A 19,856-nucleotide genomic window follows, 5' to 3' on the forward strand; every position below is an offset into this window, starting at 1 on the left:
CATTGCAGGTTTTGCGCAACCGCACCTTCGACGAGATCGCCATTGGCGACAGCGCCAGCCTCGAACGCGCGTTTTCGCCGCAAGACATCCAGATGTTCGCGCTGCAATCGGGCGATGATGTGGATCCGGAATCTTCGGTGTCTTCGCCCTCGCGGGACACCACCGAGGCCATTTGTGCAAACGTCCTGATCTCGGCTGTGCTGGGAACACGCCTGCCGGGACCCGGAACCCTGCATGTCAGCCAGAACCTGCGCTTCCTCGGGGCGATTCGGCCCGGCGACAGGCTGACCGTGCGAGTGCAGGTGACCAGCAAGGACACCGCCACTCGGCGTATCACGCTGGCCTGCGCCTGCACCAACCAGGAGGATGCGGCGGTTTTCCAAGGCCAGGTAGAGGTCGCGGCGCCCACTGAGCGCATTGAACGAACGCGCACCGCGTTGCCGGAAATCCACCCGGATGCGCAGGGCCACACAGGCCTGCAACGCCTGCTGGCGCACGTCGCGCACTTGCAACCGATTCGGGTGGCCGTCGCCCATCCCTGCGATGCCCCCAGTCTGTCCGCTGCGCTCGAAGCACGCCACGCGGGGTTGATCGAACCGGTGCTGGTCGGATCACGGGCGCGGCTGGAAGCAGTCGCCACAGAGGCCGGGCTGGATCTGGCCGACGTCACCATTGTGGACACACCCCACAGCCACGCCGCCGCGCAGCAAGCCGTAGCCTTGGCGGCCAATGGCGAAGTCGAAGCCCTGATGAAAGGGAGCCTGCACACCGACGAACTGATGTCCGCGCTGGTTTCGGCAGCAGCGGGGTTGCGCACCAAGCGCCGGGTCAGCCATTGCTTCCTGTTGCAGACACCGGCCTATCCGCGCCCGTTCATCGTCACCGATGCAGCGATCAATATCGCCCCGACTCTGGAACAGAAGGCAGACATCATCCGCAACGCCATCGAGCTGGCGCAGGTGATCGGCGTGCGCGAACCCAAGGTCGCAATCCTGGCCGCAGTCGAGACGGTCAGCCCGACGATGACGGCCACGCTCGACGCGGCGGCGCTGTGCAAGATGGCCGATCGCGGCCAGATCACTGGCGGCCTGCTCGACGGGCCGTTGGCCTTCGACAACGCGATCTCCATCGCCGCTGCGCGCACCAAGGGGATCGTCTCCGAGGTCGCCGGGCAGGCCGACATCCTTGTCGTGCCTGACCTGGAGAGCGGCAACATGCTTGCCAAGCAGTTGATATTCCTGGGCGGCGCAGCCAGCGCCGGAATCGTCCTCGGAGCGAAAGTGCCGGTCATTCTGACCAGCCGCGCCGACTCGCGCGATACACGCATCGCCTCATGCGCGATTGCACTGATGCTGGCGCACCACTATCGGCTGTCACCCCCGTGAATCGACTTATCAGCAACGTATCCACCCCATTGGAGGAAACACTATGAAGTACTCATTTTCTGGCCGCGTAGCCCTGGTCACCGGTGCAGGATCCGGCATTGGCGAGGCCATCGCGCGACTTCTTGCGAGTAACGGCTTGAGTGTCGTCGTCTCGGATGTCAGTGCCGACAATGCCGAGCGCGTCGCCAAGCTCATCAACACCGATGGCGGCCAAGCCGTGGCCAATGTGGCCGACGTGGCACGCATCGACCAGGTTCAGGCTGCTGTGGCCTGCGCAGTCGATATGTTCGGCGGCCTTCATTTTGCGGTCAACAACGCCGGTATCAGTGGCGACCAGAGCCCAGTGGGGGAACTGGATCCTGCCGCCTGGAGCCGGGTAATCGATATCAACCTGAACGGCGTGTTCTATGGCCTGCGCCATCAGATTCCCGCCATCCTGCGTTCGGGTGGCGGCGCCATCGTCAACGTCTCTTCGATCCTGGGGGTGGTCGGCGATGCAGGAAACCCAGCGTACGTCGCAGCCAAGCACGCTGTTACCGGGCTGACCCGCTCGGCAGCGCTGGCCTATGCGGCCAAGGGAGTCCGGATCAACTCGATCCATCCCGGTTACGTGCGGACGCCCATCCTGGATTTCCTCGACGAATCGGCCCTTCAGGAGGCTGTTGGCCTGCATCCGATCGGCCGTCTGGGCACCCCGGACGAAATCGCCCATGCCGTGGCGTTTTTGCTATCGGAAGGAAGCAGCTTCTTTGCGGGCACCCAGCTCATCGCCGACGGCGGCTATACGGCACGCTGAATCTGACGACGATGAGCGTGCAGGCATATCCGAACACCGTGGCGACGTCACCGTGGCCGGGCAAAAAGAGGACGACATGATGGATGCGACCACGGCCCGCTCCGGACGCCCCGGGCACGGACTGATCCTTGTACTGAACTGCGGTTCATCCAGCATCAAGTTTGCGGTATTCGACCCTTCGGCCACGCCACTGCCTCGCCAGGCGTTGTGGAATGGCAAAGTGCTGGGAATCGGCGGCGCCGATCCGGATTTCGAAGAGACCGGGGTTGCGCCGTTCCCGATCAAACTGGACACGGCACATCCCTATCGTGCCGCGCTGCGCATCATCCGCGATCGCGTCAGTCAGCGGCTCGACGGCCGCCGGATAGGTGCGGTCGCTCATCGGATCGTCCACGGTGGCAGCAGGTATTTCGAGCCAGTGCGGGTGGACGCCCAGGTGCTCACCGATCTGCAGGGATACATCCCGCTGGCGCCACTGCACCAGCCGTTCGCGCTGGAAGCCATCGATATTCTGCTGCGCGAACAGCCGGAGCTGCCTCAGGTGGCCTGCTTCGACACCGGCTTCCATCACACCATCCCCAAGCTCGAGCAGCTCCTGCCGTTGCCCTACGCCGCATGGGAGCGCGGTCTGCGCCGGTACGGATTTCACGGCCTGTCGTATGAGTACATGGCTGAGGCTTTGCCCGAACGCCATGGCGACGCGGCGCGCAGGCGCACCATCGTTGCCCACCTGGGCAGTGGCGCCAGCCTGTGCGCCATGCAAGGACTCAAAAGCGTCGCCACCACCATGGGTTTCTCCGCGCTTGACGGCCTGATGATGGGCACCCGCACCGGTGCGCTCGATCCAGGCGCCGTGCTCTACCTGATGGAGATCGAGAAGCTTTCACTGGAACAAGTGGGGCGTGTCCTCTATCACGAGTCCGGTCTGCTCGGCGTTTCGGGAATCTCGGCCGAGCCGCGCGTCATTGTCCGGCACGAGAACGATGAAGGTGAAACGGGTGAGCGAGCGCGCTTGGCGCTGGACCTCTACGTGCGTCGCATCGTGCGCGAGATCGGTGCCTTGGTTGCTGTTCTGGGCGGTCTGGACATGCTGGTGTTCACGGCAGGTGTCGGTGAACACAATGCGTTCATTCGCGAGCGCATCGGTGCGGCACTGGGTTTTCTGAACATTGCCCTGGATACCGACGCCAATGCCAGCCACGCGGCGACGATTTCCAGCGACCACAGCCAGGTCATCGTGGCGATCGAACCCACCAATGAAGAGTGGATCGCCGCCAGCCATGCGCTGTCCTGCCTGGACAGGGAGAAGGTGCGATGAAGATCGATGCCTTCCATGGATTCACGCTCGCCATTCTGCTGTTGTTTGTGGGCAAGGGCTTGGTAGCGCGTTCGGGCATCTTGCGTCGATACAGCATCCCGGAATCCTTGGTGGGCGGCTTGGCTTGCGCCTTGGTTGTCTTCGTCCTGTACTACGGGATGGGGGTCACGGTCAGTTTCGATCTGGAAGCGCGCGACGTCATTCTGCTGTACTTCTTTGCCGCTATTGGCCTGAGTACCGACGCTCGCACGCTGCGCCATGGTGGACGCCCTTTGCTGATCCTGTCGGGACTGGCCATCGGGTTCATGGTGCTGCAGAACCTCGTTGGAATGGAGTTGGCCCGCGCATTCGACCTGGATCCGCGTGCCGGACTCATGGTCGGGTCCATTTCCCTGACCGGCGGGGTGGGCACCACCTTGGCCTGGTCCGATTACTTCGTTGAAGCCCTCGGCATTGCTCAGGCGCAGGAACTGGGGATGGCGGCGAACATGATCGGCCTGATCGCGGCCTGCACCATCGGTGGCCCAATCGCAAGCCTGCTCATACGCAGATATCAACTTCGCGCCTCCGGGGACAGCGCCCTGGAGATTGGCACGCTGCGCAGCGATGAACAGCATGCCCGTCTGGACTACTACGGCTTGCTGTTGGCATTGCTCTGGCTGAACTTCGCCTTGATGTTGGGCTCAGGAATCAATGCCTTGGTCGCACTTACCCCTGTCACGCTACCCGCCTTTGTGGGTTGTCTGCTAGCCGGCATTCTCCTGCGCATGGTGGGCGACTGGATGAGGCCGAGTGGGCGCGGGCGTTTATGGAACTGGCCGAGCATGCAGCCAGGCATCGCCCTGATCTCCGACATGTCATTGGGCCTGTTTCTGACCATGGCGCTGATGGGCCTCAGGCTCTGGGAGCTGCAGCCCGTGCTTGCCTTCATCACCGTGGCGATGTTGGTGCAGATCGTCCTGGTCATCGCATTCGTTCTTCTGATCGTTTTTCGGGCAATGGGCAGGGATTACCAATCCGCAGTGATATGCGCCGGTTTCGGCGGAATTGCGCTGGGATCTACCGCCACCGCCATCGCCAACATGACGGAGGTCACTCGGGAGCATGGTGCTGCGCGCGAGGCGTTCATTGTGGTGCCCCTGGTGTGCGGGTTCGTCATCGACATTGCGAACGCACTGGTGATCAGTCTGATGGCCGGTTAAGGCGAAAGAACTAACGGAATGCGCCGGTAGGCGGAGACATATCTAGCACGCCGACACACTGTCATCGCAAAAGCGCTGATGACATGAGTGCCGCTGTGCATGAACACAAGCGAGCACAACTACCCCCGTGTTCAAACGAGGGAGCTTCATCTATTTGAATGGCAGTTGAGGTAATGCGTTTTGAAAGAAAACAGGAAAGGTAATACTTCATCGACAATCGTTCCAGCACTGGATATGCAAGCGCATATGGCTTGGGCCCAGGCTTGGTCCTCAATTTCACCTGAATCGTCGCTGTTGGCTTGGACGGACTGGGCAAGCCATTTAGCGAACAGCCCCGGAAAGCAATCGGAGCTTTTGTCTTTTGCAGGCTCCTTGTCTGAGCAATGGATGTCTCTGCTGAAAAAGAGCTTGGTCAGTCCGGACCAGGAAGTTGCATCTCCTGAACCGTCACCTACCAATGACCGTCGTTTCAACGATCCGGCATGGGATCAATGGCCCTACAACCTTTTCCGCAGTTCCTTTCTTATTCAATCCAAATGGTGGGAGCAAGCCACGCAAGGTGTATGGGGTGTTGATCCACAACACGAACGCCTATTGGCGTTTGGCGCAAAGCAATGGCTGGAAATGGTATCGCCGACCAATTCTGCGCTTTTTAACCCCGTTGTCCTGAAAAAAACGATAGAAGAACAAGGCGCCAACCTGGCGCGTGGCATGTCCAACTTTCTCGATGACCTGCGCCGACAACTATCCGGTGAGCCTCCTGCGGGAACCGAGAACTTCGTCGTTGGGCGCGACGTGGCGGTGACGGAAGGAAAAGTCGTACTGAGGAATCAATTAATCGAGTTGATTCAATACACGCCCACTACCGAGAAAGTCCATCCTGAGCCGATACTGATCATTCCTGCCTGGATCATGAAGTACTACGTACTCGATCTATCTCCCCATAACTCGCTGATACGGTATCTCGTTGCACAAGGCCATACGGTTTTTTGCATCTCCTGGAAAAATCCGGATGCTGGTGATCGAGACTTGGGCATGGATGAGTATCTTGAGCTCGGCTTGCGTGCGGCGCTGGACGCCGTGACATCCATCGTCCCCGAGCAGGAAATCCACGCGGCTGGCTATTGCCTGGGCGGGACATTGCTGTCTATTGGGGCCTCGGCCATGGCGCGCGATGGCGATACGCGGCTGGCGTCCGTAAGCCTGCTGGCTGCGCAGACGGACTTCAGCGAGCCAGGCGAGCTTGGCCTTCTCATCAACCAGAGCCAGGTGGCGCTATTGGAGGCCAGTATGGCTCAAACAGGCTACTTGAGTTCAAGCCAGATGAGTGGCGCTTTCCAGCTACTGCGCGCCTACGATCTTGTATGGTCTCGCATGATCGACGAGTACGTGTTGGGCGATCGTCGGCCAATGACCGACCTGATGGCTTGGAATGCCGATGGGACTCGCCTGCCGGCGAAGATGCATTCGCAATATCTCCGACGCTTTTACCTGAATAATGATCTCAGCGCAGGGCGCTATCCCGTCCTGGGTCGTCCGGTTTCAGTGGGAAACATCACCGTACCGATGTTTTGCGTCGGCACTGCCTCCGATCATATTGCGCCGTGGCGCTCCGTCTACAAGCTGCATCTCCTGTCTTCAGCCGAACTGACTTTTGTATTGACCACCGGAGGGCACAACGGCGGCATCGTGAGCGAGCCTGGCCGAGGCAAGCGCCAGTATCAAATCCATACGCGCGCCGTGAATGAGGGGTACATGGCGCCGGACGAGTGGCAAGCCACTGCACAGACGCATCTAGATTCGTGGTGGCCGGCATGGTCAGCATGGCTCCAGGAGCGTTCCGGTGATGTTGTTGCGCCTCCGCTCATGGGGTCTGAATCCAATGGATACCCCACTATTTGCGATGCCCCGGGGGAATATGTGCGCAGCTGAATAATCCGATACCCCCGGCGGCTGCTGCCCGTACACGCAATATTTGTTCGACAGGCCCTATTCTGATAACTGGAGACATTCATGTACTCAAGACTCCTGGTTCCGCTCGACGGAAGTCCCACCGCCAATTTGGCCCTCCACCACGCTGCGGTGCTGGCGCGCCTAAGTGGTGCAACCATCATCCTGCTGCACATCATCGAGGAGATGAAGCATAGCAACGGCTTCGAAAGGCCGAGAATCTACATTGAAGAGGTAAGGCCAGGCTTCCTGGCAGCCGGGGAGAAGCTGCTTGACGAGGCGGCACTCCCGCTGAGGCAGGAAGGCCTGGCGGTAGAGACCGTGCTTCTGGAGAGCAAGGGAGAGCGCGTCTCGGTGCTCATCGCACAGCAGGCACTGGCCACCGGATGCGAGTTGGTCGTATTGGGCACCCACGGACGCCGGGGCGTGGACCGGCTGCTGCTGGGAAGCGATGCCGAGCAACTCGCTCGGATAGCACCAGTTCCCGTGATGCTGGTGCGCCAGCCCCAATCAGTCATTGCGACTGCGTCCCCTGGGCCGAGTGCCACGCCAGCGTGACGAAATTTCAGTCCACCCACCCCGCTGAACGGAGGCTCAGAATCGCAACCTCCTTGGTGCTGCTATTGCTGAGCGTCTCCGCACAGGCCCAGTCCTGCCAACAGGACAACCCGCTCCGCGCAACTGGAACGCTCAATCTGCGGATCGACAACGACATGTTCGGCGGCATTGGACAAGATCAAGGGTACTCCAACGGGTTTCTCGTCAGTTGGGTCTCCCCCAATCTTGTGGACTATCGCGATGACCCTTGCCTACCGCGTCTCGTCCGTGGGCTGAATCGTTTTCTCACAGTGCTGCAACCCGAGGGTTTCGACGAACAGAACATGACTATCGGCTTCGGGCAGATGATGTATACCCCGAGCGACAAAACGCGCAGCGATCTGATCAAAGACGACCGCCCTTTCGCAGGCGCAATGATGTTGAGCCTTGGCTACAACGCGCGGCGCGGCGATACGCTGCGCACCTCACAAATCCGTATCGGCGTTGTAGGCCCCTCGTCCCTGGCCAGGCAAACCCAGAACTGGTGGCATGACACCATCGGAGTGGACAAATTCAATGGCTGGAGACACCAACTGCGCGACGAACCTGTACTGCAATTGCTGCACGAACGCCGAACGCGAGTCTTCAGGCAAGAAAACGTCAGCGGTTGGAGCTGGGACCTCACCCGCCACTGGGGCGGCAGCTTCGGCAATTTCGCCACCTACGCGAATGTCGGGGGAGAATTGCGCTATGGCCTGCGCCTGCCAGACGATTTAGGCACCGCACCGCTGCGGCCGGCTGGAGAAAATACCTCGCCCGTGCGCACGACCGCTGCAGGTAACTGGAACGGACACCTCTTCGTAGCACTCGACGCCCGCTGGGTCTTGCACGACATCACGCTGGATGGCAATACCTTCAAGTCTAGCCATAGCGTTGATAAACGGTCACTCGTGGCAGATGTCGGCTACGGCGTCGCGATGACCCATGGCAATTGGCGCATCGCGATAGCCCGCTACCACCGCACACGCGAATTCCGGGGGCAAGACGAAATCCCGGTCTACGGAACGATCACTGTAGGACGGAAATTCTGATGCAGATCAGTTCCTTCCTGGACTCAACACGGGCCATCCCGTCGTTATTCGTCGGCACACGTCTGGTTGAAGCACCGACTCCGACCAAGCTCCCGAGTTTCGATAAGCGACCAAGGACAACCCCTTGAGAAAGGAGACAACTGCATGCAACGACTCACTCTTGCCATTCCAGGCAACGAAGATTTCGCCCGACGTCTCTCGCAGACATATGGCAGCGATGTCGGCCGCATCGAAACGCGCCGATTCCCCGATGGCGAGAGCTTTGTCCGACTGCATGGCGAACCTGCCGGCCAGGACGTGGATCTGATTTGCACGCTGACCCATCCTGATCAGCAGTTCCTGCTTTTGGTTTTTGCCGCTGATGCCGCGCGCGAGCTCGGCGCGCGCGAGGTGAATCTGGTTGCACCATACCTGGCGTACATGCGCCAGGACAAGCGATTCCATGACGGCGAAAGCGTGACGTCGCGGTCTTTCGCACGCATGGTCTCATCGACGTTGGACAAGCTGCTCACGGTGGATCCGCATCTGCACCGCTATGCACTCGCATACGCACAGGACATTGGTGACATCGTAAAGATTGAACCTTAGCGCCGTAGATTGACTGGGCTCTTGAACGCTAGATAAAGCACAGCCAACAGAAAGAGGTCTGGGGGCGTCTGAATAGGAACATTGCTCATGGAATTGCGACACCTTCGCTACTTCATCGCTTTGGCAGAAGAGCTGAATTTCACACAGGCCGCCGAGCGTTCGCATATTGAGCAGCCACCGCTATCACGTGCAATCAAAGAACTGGAGGAAGAGCTAGGAGTTCTTCTCTTTGAGCGAAACCGCAGAGGAACAAAGCTAACTGCCGCAGGAACTGCGTTCCTGCAAGATACCCGGCGCCTGTTCTCCATATTGGAGCAGGCACGTGAGAACGTCCGAGCTGTAGCAGCCGGAATGCGAGGCAGCCTGCGCATAGCTGTATCCGACGGAGCGCTTGACCCTCGACTATCAGCGTTTCTCGCCCAATGCCGTGCAGAAGAACCGGAATTGGAGGTTCGTCTATCCGAAGTTCCGCTGGCTGACCAACTCCGTGGCCTCCGATCAGGCGACTTCATGCTCGGCTTCGCGCACACCGCGAATGTGGGCGAGGGCATCATTGCTGAGCCAATCTGGGAAGATCCACTGGTCATCGCCATTCCAGCCCGGCACGAGCTGCTCGCCCACAAGGAGGTTCCTCTCCATGAACTTGGTGGCCATCCGCTCGTCCTGTGCGACCCACGGGTTTGCGAGGGCTACTGCCATGAACTGGCGCGACTCCTTGGGCCTCTCGATCACCGGCAAAACGTCGTCGAGCATGTAACCTCTCTGGACATGATGCTCACGCTGGTCGGCGCCGGCTACGGTGTCGGCTTTATAGCGGCGACCAAGATTCCGGCCAGCCAGCGACCGGACGTCGTGATCCGCCCCTTGGCCGTGGAGTCAGCGATCATCACAACCTACCTGCTTCGACCTGACCGTGACGATGTGCCGGTCTCGCTGGAGCGATTTATCATTCGCCTACGCGAAGGTTTGGGCGGCTAACGCCTCGACGCCAGCCTCAAGACTCGACAGCGGAGCTCATGTTGCGCTCCGTTGCAGCCATCAATTCGGTGCCACTGATCTTGAGCGCAGTGGCGACCTTCAATATCACGGCCAAGGAGGGCATGTGCTCCCCCCGCTCAATCTTGCCCATATGCGAACGCTCGATCCCAGCCAGCGCAGCCAACTCCTCTTGGGCAACTTTCTGATCCTTGCGAAACGCGCGCACAGCTTTACCGAAAGCCAGGGCTGGCTCGGCTTCATATCGGGTTGTGCCTGGGGGACGACCTCGTTGAACAGTACGCTTCTGCATTAGCAGAAGCGTCGAGCAATGACTAAAATTTAACCACGTCAAATTTAACTCATGCTTATCATGTCGCCTTGTTTTCTTGATCAATTCTCTTCTTGGGGGCTCTTATGCACGATGCCACCAGCCCGTCCCCCCGTCTCAGGCTCGCGGTAGCGCCAGGCGTAGCTTCAGCACAACTTTCGGCGCTTCTCGCACGGCAACGCGCGGAAGAACCAGGCGTCATCCTCAGCTTTCATGAGGTTGCAGGTGACGCTCTGCTTGAGGGACTTCACGAGGGCCGCTACGACGTCGGGGTATCATCGCACGGGGGCAGCGACCCGGCCCTCATCACGCACCCCCTGTGGACCGAGAACATGGCCGTGGCCATGCCGCCGCAGTTCCGCCTGATCGACCAGGAGATGCTTACCATCACCGATCTTCAGGACTACCCAATCTACCGCTGGCAGGCGGAGACTTGCTCCCTGCTCGATGAGATGCTGGCCTCTCTCATGCCGACGGCTCAGAAAATCATCCAGCGGGTGACTTCTTTCGAGATGATGGCGCTATGGGTTGCGGCGGGCTACGGCATCGGAGTATCTGCGCGATCGTGCATCGAGCGTGCCCATGGGTGGGGGATCGCCATGCGCCCCCTCGCCGAAGGCCCCTATGAAATCGTGACCTACCTGCAGCGGCCCCACGCGCAAGCCGACTCCGTTTCGGAGCGATTCGAGCGCAGAGCGCTGCAAGTCACCGGGGCTGACGCCACCACGCAATGACACCCCTATGGCCGGGGCCATGACCCTGGCCATAGGTTGAAGCAGGGATTAAGCCCCCTCAAGCACCGCGGCGCTATCCACCAGCCGACGGACGCTCAGCCGCACATTCTCGGGGACGGGCCGCATGGCAATGACTTCGTGCGCATCCTCATGGCGCTGGTAGTCGCCCATGAGGACCCGGATGATCGCAGGCACGTTGGTCGGCGTGACCGCATCGATAGCCGCGCGATCACCCAGGTCGGGGTGAGGCTGGGTCAGCATGCGGTACAGATCCCACGAATCCGCGTGCGGGCACTGGTTCATGAGCACCTGGGCCAGCTTGTGTTTGAGCGGCACCAGTTGCCAGTCGGGAACCCGCTGCCCCCGATTGCCCAAGCTGATGGACAGCAGCTTGCCGGCTTTCAGCTCGCGGTTGATCTGGTCCTTGGACTTCCCGGCCAGCTTGCCGAACAGCGGGACCGGTAGATTGTTCGGCGACTCGTAGATGGCCAGCATTTCTTCGCGCTCGCGCTGGATGGCGGACACCTCCGGCTCCGGGGCATGCACCGGAGGCGGCGGCACCTGCGACAGCCGCTGGAACGTGATTCCACCGCTGTTCGGGGTCACGACGATGGGCGTGGCCACCACGGGCGGCACACCAGCGACAGTGGGCTCGGCCACCGCAGGGACCGCGCCCACCGCTTCCTCCACTTCCGCCATCGCCGGCACCCCGTCGATACGGATGGTCAGGTGCGCGCTCGCGGCTTCCACTTCGCCCTGTTCGAGCAGGTCGAGACGGTCTGCCCAGTCCTGCATCATGCGACGCCGAGGCTCCACGTACTTGGCGTGGTTGTAGGCCGAGCTGACCTTGTTCGGGTCAGAGTGCGAAAGCTGCGCGTCCACCCAAATCTTCGGGTAGCCGATTTCGTTGAGTGCCGTCGAGATAGTGCCGCGGATGCCGTGGCCGGTCAGGCGCCCCTCGTAGCCCATGAGTTGCACGGCCTTGTTGAGAGTGTTCTCGCTGATGCGCTTCTTGAGTTCGCTGCGGTGCGACAACAGGTACTTCTGCGCCGGCCGCATCACGCCCAAGAGATAGCGCACGATCTCGATGGCCTGCAGGGACAGGGGCACGATGTAGGGCGGCACGTCCTGCGGCCGCTTGCCGGCCTTGCGCATTTCGTCCTGGAGTTGCTTGACGACCTGCGGCGGGATGATCCACAAGCCGCGGTCGAGGTCGAATTGCTCAGGCTCGGCCAGGCGCAGCTCGCCCGTGCGCACCCCCGTCAGGAACAGCAGCCGGACGCCAAGCTGGGTCTGCCAGCCCCGGGGGTTATAGCGTCGGAGCTTCTGAAGGAACTCGGGCAGCTCGGGCAGGTGCAGATAGGGGTTGTGGGCCACCGGGGGCTTGGGCTCGGCCACCACGTCCAGGTCCGCTGCAGGGTTGACTTCCAGCCCCTCGGCGATGACCAGGGCATAGCGGAACATCTGGTTGAACCAGGTGCGGACCTTCTCGGCGGTGGTGAACGCCTTGCGCTTCTCGATCGCCGCCACGACGCCCACGAGCTGGGGCCGGCGAATGTCGTAGATCGACATCTTCCCCAGGGTAGGCAACACGTCCTTGTTGAAGATGCGCAGGATCTGCGAAAGCGTGCTTTGACGGCCTTCCTTGAGTTCCTTGCGGCGATGCTCGACCCAGGCGTCGAAGACGTTCTTGAAGGTGTATTCGCCTGCCAGCTTGGCCGCGTGCCGCCGCTGGTCGCGTTCGATCTGGGGATCAATTCCCTTGGCAAGCAGAACCTGGGCCTTGTCCCGCTCGGCGCGGGCCTCGCGCAGGCTGAGGGCGGGATAGTTGCCCAGGGACATGCGCTTTTGCTTGCCCAGCCAGCAGTAACGGAAGATCCACGACTTGCCGCCTGCGGCAGAGACCATCAGGCTCAGGCAGTCGTTGTCGTAGAGGGTGTAGCGTTTGCCGGTGGTCTTGGCCTGCCGGACGGTCAGATCAGAGAGTGCCATTTCGAGGCTCCTAAGTGATGACTTAGGCCCTATGCTCGTCATGGTTCCCGCTCAGCCCCAGCAACTATCCGGAAGCCGTCTCACCCGTATTCCTGTGCCTAGATTGGCGCCTAAAAAAGGCTGGCTGTGGGTGGATTTCCGTGGCGCTCGCTGGAATGAAAAAAGGGGCCGAAGCCCCTCTTTTCAACGACTTACAGACGTCAGTAGATGTCTGTAGATCATAACTTGGAGCGGGAAACGAGACTCGAACTCGCGACCCCGACCTTGGCAAGGTCGTGCTCTACCAACTGAGCTATTCCCGCAAATGGCGTCCCCTAGGGGACTCGAACCCCTGTTACCGCCGTGAAAGGGCGGTGTCCTAGGCCACTAGACGAAGGGGACACGCTACTGAAACACATGGTGTGTGTTCCAGTGCCCAGAGGCCTTGTCCGAAGACTTGGTCCTGGTTTCACTCAATGCCGCCCGAGGGCCACACTGCTTGTAAATTGGAGCGGGAAACGAGACTCGAACTCGCGACCCCGACCTTGGCAAGGTCGTGCTCTACCAACTGAGCTATTCCCGCATATGGCGTCCCCTAGGGGACTCGAACCCCTGTTACCGCCGTGAAAGGGCGGTGTCCTAGGCCACTAGACGAAGGGGACACACGTACAACATTCACTCCCTACCGCGTTTCGCTGTGTGCTTTACGCTGTAAGTGGCGCGCATTCTATGGATGGATTGAAAGGTCGTCAACCCCCAAGGATAAATTTATTTAAATCAATGACTTCGCCATGGTTTCACGGCCTTCGCGGGCATTGGTACCGTCCGAGCCTTGGCGCCTATATTCTGGCGTTCGACAAGGCGCTATAGTTCACCCAGGCAAATGATGGCAATGTGCATCCATTCAGACAACGCCTGCCTATATAGAAGAAATCACCTGGGCAACTGGTCGATCGGTCCTATCCGCCGGATGACCCAGTCACTACACTCCACAGCACACCCTATTAAAGAGGTCACACCGGTGACACCACTCATGATCACCCTGCTGGTAATAGCCGGGATCGTAATACTGATCGCCATTGGCTACATGAACCACGTGGTGGAAAACAACAAGCTGGAAAAGAAGCGCACCGAGATCGAGCTTAACGATCGGCTGCGTCGCTGCGGTGAAATCACCGAGACCTTCCCCGGCCAACTGATGACCCCAGCGCTCAAGCTGTTGCTGGCTCGCCTGGAGCTGAACGTCAACCAGCGCCTGTTGAACCTGAACAAGTCCAGCGCACCACTCAAGGCGCGTATCACCGAACTGAATGCGCTGATCGCCCAAGGCGAGTCGATTCCAGTGGCCAACCCGCCGGCACCGATCCAGACCGAAGCCAAGGCCAAGGACGTGCGCTTTTTGCTCGAAGCCCTGCACGGCCAAGTCACCCGCGCCGCCCAGGACGGCTTCCTGCCGACCAACGAGGCCAAGCATTGGATCAAGGAAATCCGGCATATCCTGGTGCTGCTGCACATCGAGTTTTTCAACAACCTCGGCCAGCACGCCCTGCTGCAAGGCCAACCCGGCCAGGCTCGCCTGGCGTTCGAGCGCGGCGTGCAGTACCTGCGCAAACAGCCGGAGCCGGTGCTCTACAGCGCCCAGTTGCAACTGCTGGAGTCCCAATTGGCGCGCGCCAACTCCACAGTGCTGACCAACAGCCAGCCTGCCGAGGACGAAGTCAACGAGTTGACCGAGGGCTTGAAAGTTGTTGACGCTGACGCCGAGTGGAAGAAGAAAGCTATTTACGATTGATGGCAACGCGAGCGCAATGCTCAAAGCAACGAAGATCAAAGGTGGGAGCTGGCTTGCCTGCGAAGACGTCGGCCCAGCAACATTGATGTTGCTGACCCACCGCTTTCGCGAGCAAGCCCGCTCCCACAGTTCGATTGTGGGGTGCCAGGTAGGCAAGCATCGGCTGGCAGGCCGTCATCGCAGGCAAGCCAGCTCCCACATTTGAAGTGAGGGGATGTTCGGAAGATAAGCGGCGGCTGGCGGGCCGTCGCGGGAGTAAGCTTGCTTGCCACAGCGCCCAAATCATCACATGCCATCAATGTGCACCTATCCCCCCGCCTCCGACTAGCGTAAAAAAGTGCCCCTCACTCCGTGAAATTAGAGGCCTGTTATGCCTGTCGCCGTGATTGATGGACAACCGCTGCACTATATCGACCAGGGCGCCGGCCCCGTCGTGCTACTGGGTTCGAGTTACCTATGGGCCAGCGACATGTGGGCGCCGCAGATTGAAGCGCTGTCGCAGCAATACCGCGTAATCGTCCCCGAATTGTGGGGCCACGGGGAGTCCGGCCCGTTGCCAGCACTCACCCATTCCCTGGATGACCTTGCCCGCCAGGCCCTGGCACTGCTGGATCACCTGGACATCGCACAGGCCAACCTGGTGGGCCTCTCGGTCGGCGGCATGTGGGGCGCACGCCTGGCGCTGCTGGCTCCCCAGCGCATCAACAGCGTGGTGCTGATGGACACCTACCTCGGGGCCGAACCCGAAGCAACGCGCCAGTACTATTTCTCGCTGTTCAAGATGATTGAAGACGCCGGGGCGATCCCCGAACCGTTGCTGGATGTGATCGCACCGATCTTCTTCCGCCCGAACATTGATCGCGAATCCGCGCTGTACCAGGATTTTCGCCAGTCACTGCAAAGCTTCCCCAAAGAACGCTTGCTGGACAGTATCGTGCCGCTGGGCCGCCTGATCTTCAGCCGCGAAGACATCCTGGCGCAATTACCTGGATTGGACTCCGACACAACCTTGGTGATGTGCGGCGAGCAGGACAAACCCCGGCCACCGGCAGAATCCGAGGAAATGGCCGAGCTGATCGGCTGCAGCCTGATCCTGATCCCTGAAGCCGGGCATATCTCCAGTCGCGAGAACCCGGATTTCGTCAACGAGGCGCTGCTGACCTTCCTCGCCAACCACGGCTGATTGCCCTGCCCTCAGATCGCAGCGCCTTGGCTGCGATCAAAGGCGGAAATGCCCCACCATCCCCTTGAGTTGCGCGCCCAACTGCGCCAACTGGATGCTCGAGGCGGCATTGCCTTGCATGCTCAACGCCGAATGATCGGCACTCGCCCGAATACTGGTAACGCTGCGGTTGATCTCTTCGGCCACCGAGCTTTGCTCCTCGGCGGCGGCGGCGATCTGTTGGTTCATCTGCTGGATCAATGAAACGGCCGCCGCAATGCTGCCCAGGGCCCCTTCGGTTTCCAGCGCATCACTGACCGCCAGCTTCACCAGCTCGCCGCTCTGCTGGATCTGCTGCACCGAGGACTGCGCCGCACTGCGCAAGGTGCTGACCAGCCGTTCAATTTCCTCGGTCGATTGCTGGGTGCGCTTGGCCAGTGCCCGCACCTCATCGGCCACCACCGCAAAGCCACGCCCCTGCTCACCGGCACGCGCTGCCTCAATCGCAGCGTTCAAGGCCAGTAAATTGGTCTGTTCGGCCACGCTCTGGATCACACTCAACACGGTACCGATATTCTGGATTTGCGCGCTGAGGCTTTCGATGCTGGCGCTGGCACTGTTGCTGGACGTGGCCAGCAATTCGATACGCTGCAGGCTCATGCGTACCACCTGCTGGCCGCTATCGACTTTGGCATCCGCGGTCTGCGCGGCTTGGGCCGCCTGCTCGGCATTGCGTGCCACATCGTGCACGGTGGCGATCATCTGGTTCATCGCCGTGGCGACCTGCTCGGTTTCGTCTTTCTGACTGCTGACTTCGGCGGTGGTTTGCTCGGTGACGCTGGACAGCGAATGCGCGGAACTGGCGAGTTGTTCGATCCCCGCCTGCAACCCACTGACCATCTGGCTCAAGCTGTTGCCCATCTGCTGCATCGCCTGCATCAACTGGCCGATTTCATCACGCCGGCTGACCTCCATGCGCCCACTCAGGTCACCCGAGGCGATCTGCTGGGCCACGGCGATCACCGCACGCAACGGCGCAACAATCAAGCGGGTGATCACCCACGCAGCGATCAAACCCACCAGCAGTGCCAGAGCAGATGAACCGATGATCAACAGCGTGCTGTGCTGCAACTGTGTTTGCATGGACTGGTCTTCGGCGGCATACGCCTGGTTGACCCGGTTCACCACTTGCTCGGCGCGGTCATGCAATTGCGTGTAGACCACTTTTTCCTGGGCCAGCAGCGCGGTGTATTCGCCGAGCTTTTCACTGAACGAAGCGATATGCCCGGCGACTTCATTGAGCACGGTCTGGTAGCCGGGGTCCTTGACCGTGGTTTTGAGTTTCTCGACTTCAGCCAGGGCCTGGTCGGCTTGCTCGATCTTGCCCTGCCCGACGTCCTCTGCGTCTGCCCTGCGGCTCTGGTCCAGGCGTACCCGCGCCTCGTTCATGGCCTGCAACATCAGGCGCGACACCTGGCTGACCTGCCCGGCCTGCTCGATAAACTCCGCGCCCTCCTTGCCTTGGCTTTCCTTAAGGCCATAGGCACCGTCATCCGCCAGCCCGGCTTGCAGCACATCCAGGTTATTGGCCACGCTGGACACCGACCAACTGGCCATTTCCAGGGCGAGGTCTTTGGTCTGGGTCAACTCGACGAACTCATCGAATGCCTGGCGATAGGCGACCAAGGCTTGTTCAACGTCGCCCATCACTCGCTCGTTGCTGGCGGACCGAGCCTTGAGACGCGTGGCCTGGGCCAGCAGCGCATCGACACTGACATGCAGGGCATCAACGGCCTTGGGGTCGGCGTGCAGCGCATAGTCTTGTTCGATCAAGCGCACCTTGAGCAGGTCACTGTTAAGCGTCGACATCGACGTGAGGCCTTCGAAGCGCTGGCCGATGGTCTGCAGGGACCACACACCGATGGCCGCCACCAGGGCCGTCAGCAGCAGTACCAGGGTAAAACCCAAGCCGAGTTTTTTTGCCATACCGAGGTTGGCGAAATGTCGTTGCACGCCCGAAATCATTGCACTTGATCCTCTTGCAATGGCAAATGCCATAAGCCAGGTTTACAAGCAGCGAGATTCGCAACCCCGAGGCACTGAGCACAAGCCGCTGGCGCCGCAATAATGGCAAAAAGCTACATGTGCGTCGTTTTCAGAATGGTCGAGGTCGATCTTGCCGCGCCCATGGCGCGGAACAGCGTCAATGCGCGCTGGTCAGCCGCGTAGGCCACATTGATGCGCAGCCATTCGCTGCGCTCACCCGTGGGGCTGAACAACGCCCCCGGCGACAGCAACACACCGAGGCGCTGGGCGCAGGCTTGCAATCGCAAAGGGTCGGCCAAGCCCGGTCGCGCCCACAGGAACATGCCACCTGCGGGTGCGGCAAATACCTGCCACTCTTCATCCTCCAGCACCTGCAACGTCGCGGCCATCTGCGCGTTCAGGCGCTTGCGCAGGCGCTGCACCCACTTACGGTAAGTGCCGTTACTCAACAACGTCGCCACCATGGCTTCGGCAAAACGTGAGGTGCCGATGCCTGTCAGGGTCTTGAGCTGGGCCAATTGCGTGATGATCGCGGCATTGGCACACAGGTAACCCACGCGCAGGGCACCGCTCAGTGTCTTGGAAAAGCTCGACACATAGATCACCCGGTCATCATGGGCCAGCGCTGACAAGCGTGTGCAACTGGCATGTTGCAGGTCACCGTAAACGTCCTCTTCGATAATCAGGAAGTCGCGCTCGCGTGCCAACTCCAACAAGCGCTCCGCCACCGGACGGCTCAAACTGGTCCCTGTGGGGTTGTGATACAGGCTGTTGATGAACAGGCACTTGGGCCGGTGGGTGTGCAGCAGCGCTTCCAATGCCGGAATATCGGGGCCACCACGGGTGCGCGGCACTTGCAGCAGCGTAACCCCCTGAAAGGCCAGTTGGCGATAGAGGTTGCCATACCCTGGGGACTCGACTACCACCTCATCACCAGGCTTGAGCAGCGTGCGTATCAACAGGTCCTGGGCATGGCTGGCGCCGTGGGTGGTGAGGATACGTTCCAGGCTAGCGGGCACGTGTATCTGGGTCAGGCGCTTGAGCAGTTGTTCGCGCAACGTCGGCAACCCCAAGGGTGTGCTGTAGTTGAACAGGCCGCCGGTGTCGGTACGGCTCAGTTCGCGGATCGCGTAGTTGATGTCATCGCTTTCGCGCCAGGTGTCGGGTAGCCAGCCGCAGCCCAGCTTCAGCTGGCCCAGTGGGCCATCGGTGAATGCACCCCAGCCCTGTTCGGCCCCTTCATACCAATGGTTTTCGTGGACCGTTGTGGGTGACGCCACCACAAACCCCGAGCCATGTCGGGGGGCCAGCAACCCCTGGGCCGCCAATCGTTCGAATGCCTCGATCACGCTGGCCTGGCTCAGCAGGTTATCGAGGGCCAATTGGCGAATGGACGGCAAGCGTGTGCCAGGGCTCACCCCCTCCTTGCGAATCCATTCTGCCACCGCGCTGACGATCTGCTGAACAACCGGTACCAGGGCTTGTTGATCGATCCCTAAATCCATGAGCCACTCACTTCAACTGTCTGTTAACCCCTAACAGTTAAGCACAGAAGCCCGGTAAAACCGGTCGCCAACTTTTATTAAAGTATTGATTTTATTGGGTTATTTACCTAGTGAAACATATTCGAGCACAGCCCACTGCCCGCCATGGAAACGCCCCACAGCACCTGGCCCTGTTTTCGAATGCCCCGCGACCTGCCGTCCTAAATCGCCGTCGCGCCGCCGTCCACCGCGAGGGCCTGACCGGTGGTAAATGCTGCGCCATCGCTGCACAGGTACAACACGGCGCTGGCGATTTCCTCAACCTTGCCAATGCGTCCGACCGGGTGCATGGCTGCGGCAAACTCAGCCTTGCGTGGGTCGGCCTCATAGGCGCGGCGAAACATGTCGGTATCAATCACGGCCGGGCAGACGGCATTCACGCGGATTTTCTTCTTCGCGTACTCGATGGCCGCTGATTTGGTCAGGCCGATCAC

At 60.5% G+C, this 19,856-nt stretch carries 17 protein-coding genes, 4 tRNA genes and 1 pseudogene; 12 read left to right on the plus strand and 10 right to left on the minus strand.

Going from position 1 to position 19,856, the window contains the following annotated elements:
• The 9 genes from GIW04_RS14890 to GIW04_RS14930 form a co-directional block, all read left to right on the plus strand.
• Positions 1-1,385, plus strand: a 1,385-nt coding sequence (locus GIW04_RS14890) for a bifunctional enoyl-CoA hydratase/phosphate acetyltransferase (RefSeq protein WP_442962799.1), incomplete at its 5' end; no start/stop codon positions are given.
• Between the two features lie 43 nt (positions 1,386-1,428).
• The gene (locus GIW04_RS14895; protein WP_088137973.1) at positions 1,429-2,181 is read left to right on the plus strand and encodes an SDR family NAD(P)-dependent oxidoreductase; all 753 of its coding nucleotides are present in this window, start codon (positions 1,429-1,431) and stop codon (positions 2,179-2,181) included.
• Positions 2,182-2,257: 76 nt separating this feature from the next.
• Positions 2,258-3,499 (plus strand): acetate/propionate family kinase, encoded by a 1,242-nt coding sequence (locus tag GIW04_RS14900; RefSeq protein ID WP_046482862.1) that lies wholly within the window; start codon positions 2,258-2,260, stop codon positions 3,497-3,499.
• Positions 3,496-4,701 (plus strand): sodium/glutamate symporter, encoded by a 1,206-nt coding sequence (gene gltS, locus GIW04_RS14905; RefSeq protein WP_088137974.1) that lies wholly within the window; start codon positions 3,496-3,498, stop codon positions 4,699-4,701. Before GIW04_RS14900 ends, gltS begins: the two co-directional genes overlap by 4 nt.
• Positions 4,702-4,881: 180 nt before the next feature.
• A complete protein-coding gene (locus tag GIW04_RS14910) occupies positions 4,882-6,633 on the plus strand; it encodes a PHA/PHB synthase family protein (protein WP_236301307.1) in 1,752 nt (583 codons plus the stop codon).
• Between the two features lie 81 nt (positions 6,634-6,714).
• Entirely contained in the window at positions 6,715-7,209 is a 495-nt protein-coding gene (locus GIW04_RS14915; protein ID WP_236301308.1) for a universal stress protein, read from the plus strand.
• Between the two features lie 65 nt (positions 7,210-7,274).
• Entirely contained in the window at positions 7,275-8,279 is a 1,005-nt protein-coding gene (locus GIW04_RS14920; RefSeq protein ID WP_268939239.1) for a lipid A deacylase LpxR family protein, read from the plus strand.
• A gap of 144 nt (positions 8,280-8,423) precedes the next feature.
• Positions 8,424-8,867 (plus strand): ribose-phosphate pyrophosphokinase-like domain-containing protein, encoded by a 444-nt coding sequence (locus GIW04_RS14925; RefSeq protein WP_236301309.1) that lies wholly within the window; start codon positions 8,424-8,426, stop codon positions 8,865-8,867.
• An 87-nt stretch (positions 8,868-8,954) separates the two neighbouring features.
• Positions 8,955-9,845: a LysR family transcriptional regulator gene (locus GIW04_RS14930; RefSeq protein ID WP_236301310.1), complete on the plus strand. Its 891-nt coding sequence runs from the start codon at positions 8,955-8,957 to the stop codon at positions 9,843-9,845.
• Between the two features lie 16 nt (positions 9,846-9,861).
• On the opposite strand, the gene GIW04_RS14935 is transcribed toward GIW04_RS14930, so the two are convergent.
• Complete coding sequence (locus GIW04_RS14935; protein WP_442962800.1) at positions 9,862-10,239, minus strand: helix-turn-helix domain-containing protein; 378 nt, start codon at positions 10,237-10,239, stop codon at positions 9,862-9,864.
• Positions 10,240-10,259: 20 nt separating this feature from the next.
• Here GIW04_RS14935 and GIW04_RS14940 point away from each other — a divergent pair, with 20 nt between their 5' ends.
• Positions 10,260-10,907, plus strand: a complete 648-nt coding sequence (locus GIW04_RS14940) for a substrate-binding domain-containing protein (protein WP_236301311.1) — start codon at positions 10,260-10,262, stop codon at positions 10,905-10,907.
• 48 nt (positions 10,908-10,955) lie between these two features.
• Here the strand turns inward: GIW04_RS14940 and GIW04_RS14945 are convergent, their stop codons facing one another.
• The 5 genes from GIW04_RS14945 to GIW04_RS14965 form a co-directional block, all read right to left on the minus strand.
• Positions 10,956-12,899, minus strand: a complete 1,944-nt coding sequence (locus GIW04_RS14945) for a tyrosine-type recombinase/integrase (RefSeq protein WP_236301312.1) — start codon at positions 12,897-12,899, stop codon at positions 10,956-10,958.
• Between the two features lie 226 nt (positions 12,900-13,125).
• Positions 13,126-13,201, minus strand: a tRNA-Gly gene (locus GIW04_RS14950).
• Between the two features lie 3 nt (positions 13,202-13,204).
• Positions 13,205-13,280 (minus strand) — tRNA-Glu (locus GIW04_RS14955).
• A 105-nt stretch (positions 13,281-13,385) separates the two neighbouring features.
• Positions 13,386-13,461 (minus strand) — tRNA-Gly (locus tag GIW04_RS14960).
• A 3-nt stretch (positions 13,462-13,464) separates the two neighbouring features.
• A tRNA-Glu gene (locus GIW04_RS14965) sits at positions 13,465-13,540 on the minus strand.
• A 359-nt stretch (positions 13,541-13,899) separates the two neighbouring features.
• On the opposite strand from GIW04_RS14965, the gene GIW04_RS14970 reads away from it, so the two are divergent.
• Together GIW04_RS14970 and GIW04_RS14975 are read left to right on the plus strand one after the other, a co-directional pair.
• Positions 13,900-14,670, plus strand: a complete 771-nt coding sequence (locus GIW04_RS14970) for a hypothetical protein (protein WP_032900506.1) — start codon at positions 13,900-13,902, stop codon at positions 14,668-14,670.
• Between the two features lie 370 nt (positions 14,671-15,040).
• Positions 15,041-15,853: an alpha/beta fold hydrolase gene (locus tag GIW04_RS14975; protein WP_003190076.1), complete on the plus strand. Its 813-nt coding sequence runs from the start codon at positions 15,041-15,043 to the stop codon at positions 15,851-15,853.
• Positions 15,854-15,889: 36 nt separating this feature from the next.
• Here GIW04_RS14975 and GIW04_RS31495 read toward each other — a convergent pair whose 3' ends face one another.
• The 4 genes and pseudogenes from GIW04_RS31495 to GIW04_RS14990 all read right to left on the minus strand — a co-directional run.
• A complete protein-coding gene (locus tag GIW04_RS31495) occupies positions 15,890-16,771 on the minus strand; it encodes a methyl-accepting chemotaxis protein (RefSeq protein ID WP_413469044.1) in 882 nt (293 codons plus the stop codon).
• Positions 16,748-17,890: pseudogene (locus GIW04_RS31500) on the minus strand (HAMP domain-containing protein); the annotation flags it as partial. The gene GIW04_RS31495 and the pseudogene GIW04_RS31500, both read right to left, overlap by 24 nt.
• Positions 17,891-17,970: 80 nt before the next feature.
• Entirely contained in the window at positions 17,971-19,383 is a 1,413-nt protein-coding gene (locus tag GIW04_RS14985; protein WP_120247741.1) for an aminotransferase-like domain-containing protein, read from the minus strand.
• Positions 19,384-19,583: 200 nt separating this feature from the next.
• On the minus strand, positions 19,584-19,856 hold a 273-nt coding region (locus GIW04_RS14990; RefSeq protein WP_236479031.1), incomplete at its 5' end, for an SDR family oxidoreductase.

Origin of the sequence: Pseudomonas sp. PA-4-8C, from assembly GCF_021606625.1 — a bacterium.
Lineage (GTDB): Bacteria > Pseudomonadota > Gammaproteobacteria > Pseudomonadales > Pseudomonadaceae > Aquipseudomonas > Aquipseudomonas lactis.

Coding starts and splice junctions, on each gene's coding strand:
- GIW04_RS14985 (WP_120247741.1), bottom strand. CDS start 19,383: ATGGATTTAGGGATCGATCAACAAGCCCTGGTACCGGTTGTTCAGCAG.
- GIW04_RS14930 (WP_236301310.1), top strand. CDS start 8,955: ATGGAATTGCGACACCTTCGCTACTTCATCGCTTTGGCAGAAGAGCTG.
- gltS (WP_088137974.1), top strand. CDS start 3,496: ATGAAGATCGATGCCTTCCATGGATTCACGCTCGCCATTCTGCTGTTG.
- GIW04_RS14940 (WP_236301311.1), top strand. CDS start 10,260: ATGCACGATGCCACCAGCCCGTCCCCCCGTCTCAGGCTCGCGGTAGCG.
- GIW04_RS14925 (WP_236301309.1), top strand. CDS start 8,424: ATGCAACGACTCACTCTTGCCATTCCAGGCAACGAAGATTTCGCCCGA.
- GIW04_RS14895 (WP_088137973.1), top strand. CDS start 1,429: ATGAAGTACTCATTTTCTGGCCGCGTAGCCCTGGTCACCGGTGCAGGA.
- GIW04_RS14915 (WP_236301308.1), top strand. CDS start 6,715: ATGTACTCAAGACTCCTGGTTCCGCTCGACGGAAGTCCCACCGCCAAT.
- GIW04_RS14945 (WP_236301312.1), bottom strand. CDS start 12,899: ATGGCACTCTCTGATCTGACCGTCCGGCAGGCCAAGACCACCGGCAAA.
- GIW04_RS31495 (WP_413469044.1), bottom strand. CDS start 16,771: ATGCAGGCGATGCAGCAGATGGGCAACAGCTTGAGCCAGATGGTCAGT.
- GIW04_RS14975 (WP_003190076.1), top strand. CDS start 15,041: ATGCCTGTCGCCGTGATTGATGGACAACCGCTGCACTATATCGACCAG.
- GIW04_RS14900 (WP_046482862.1), top strand. CDS start 2,258: ATGATGGATGCGACCACGGCCCGCTCCGGACGCCCCGGGCACGGACTG.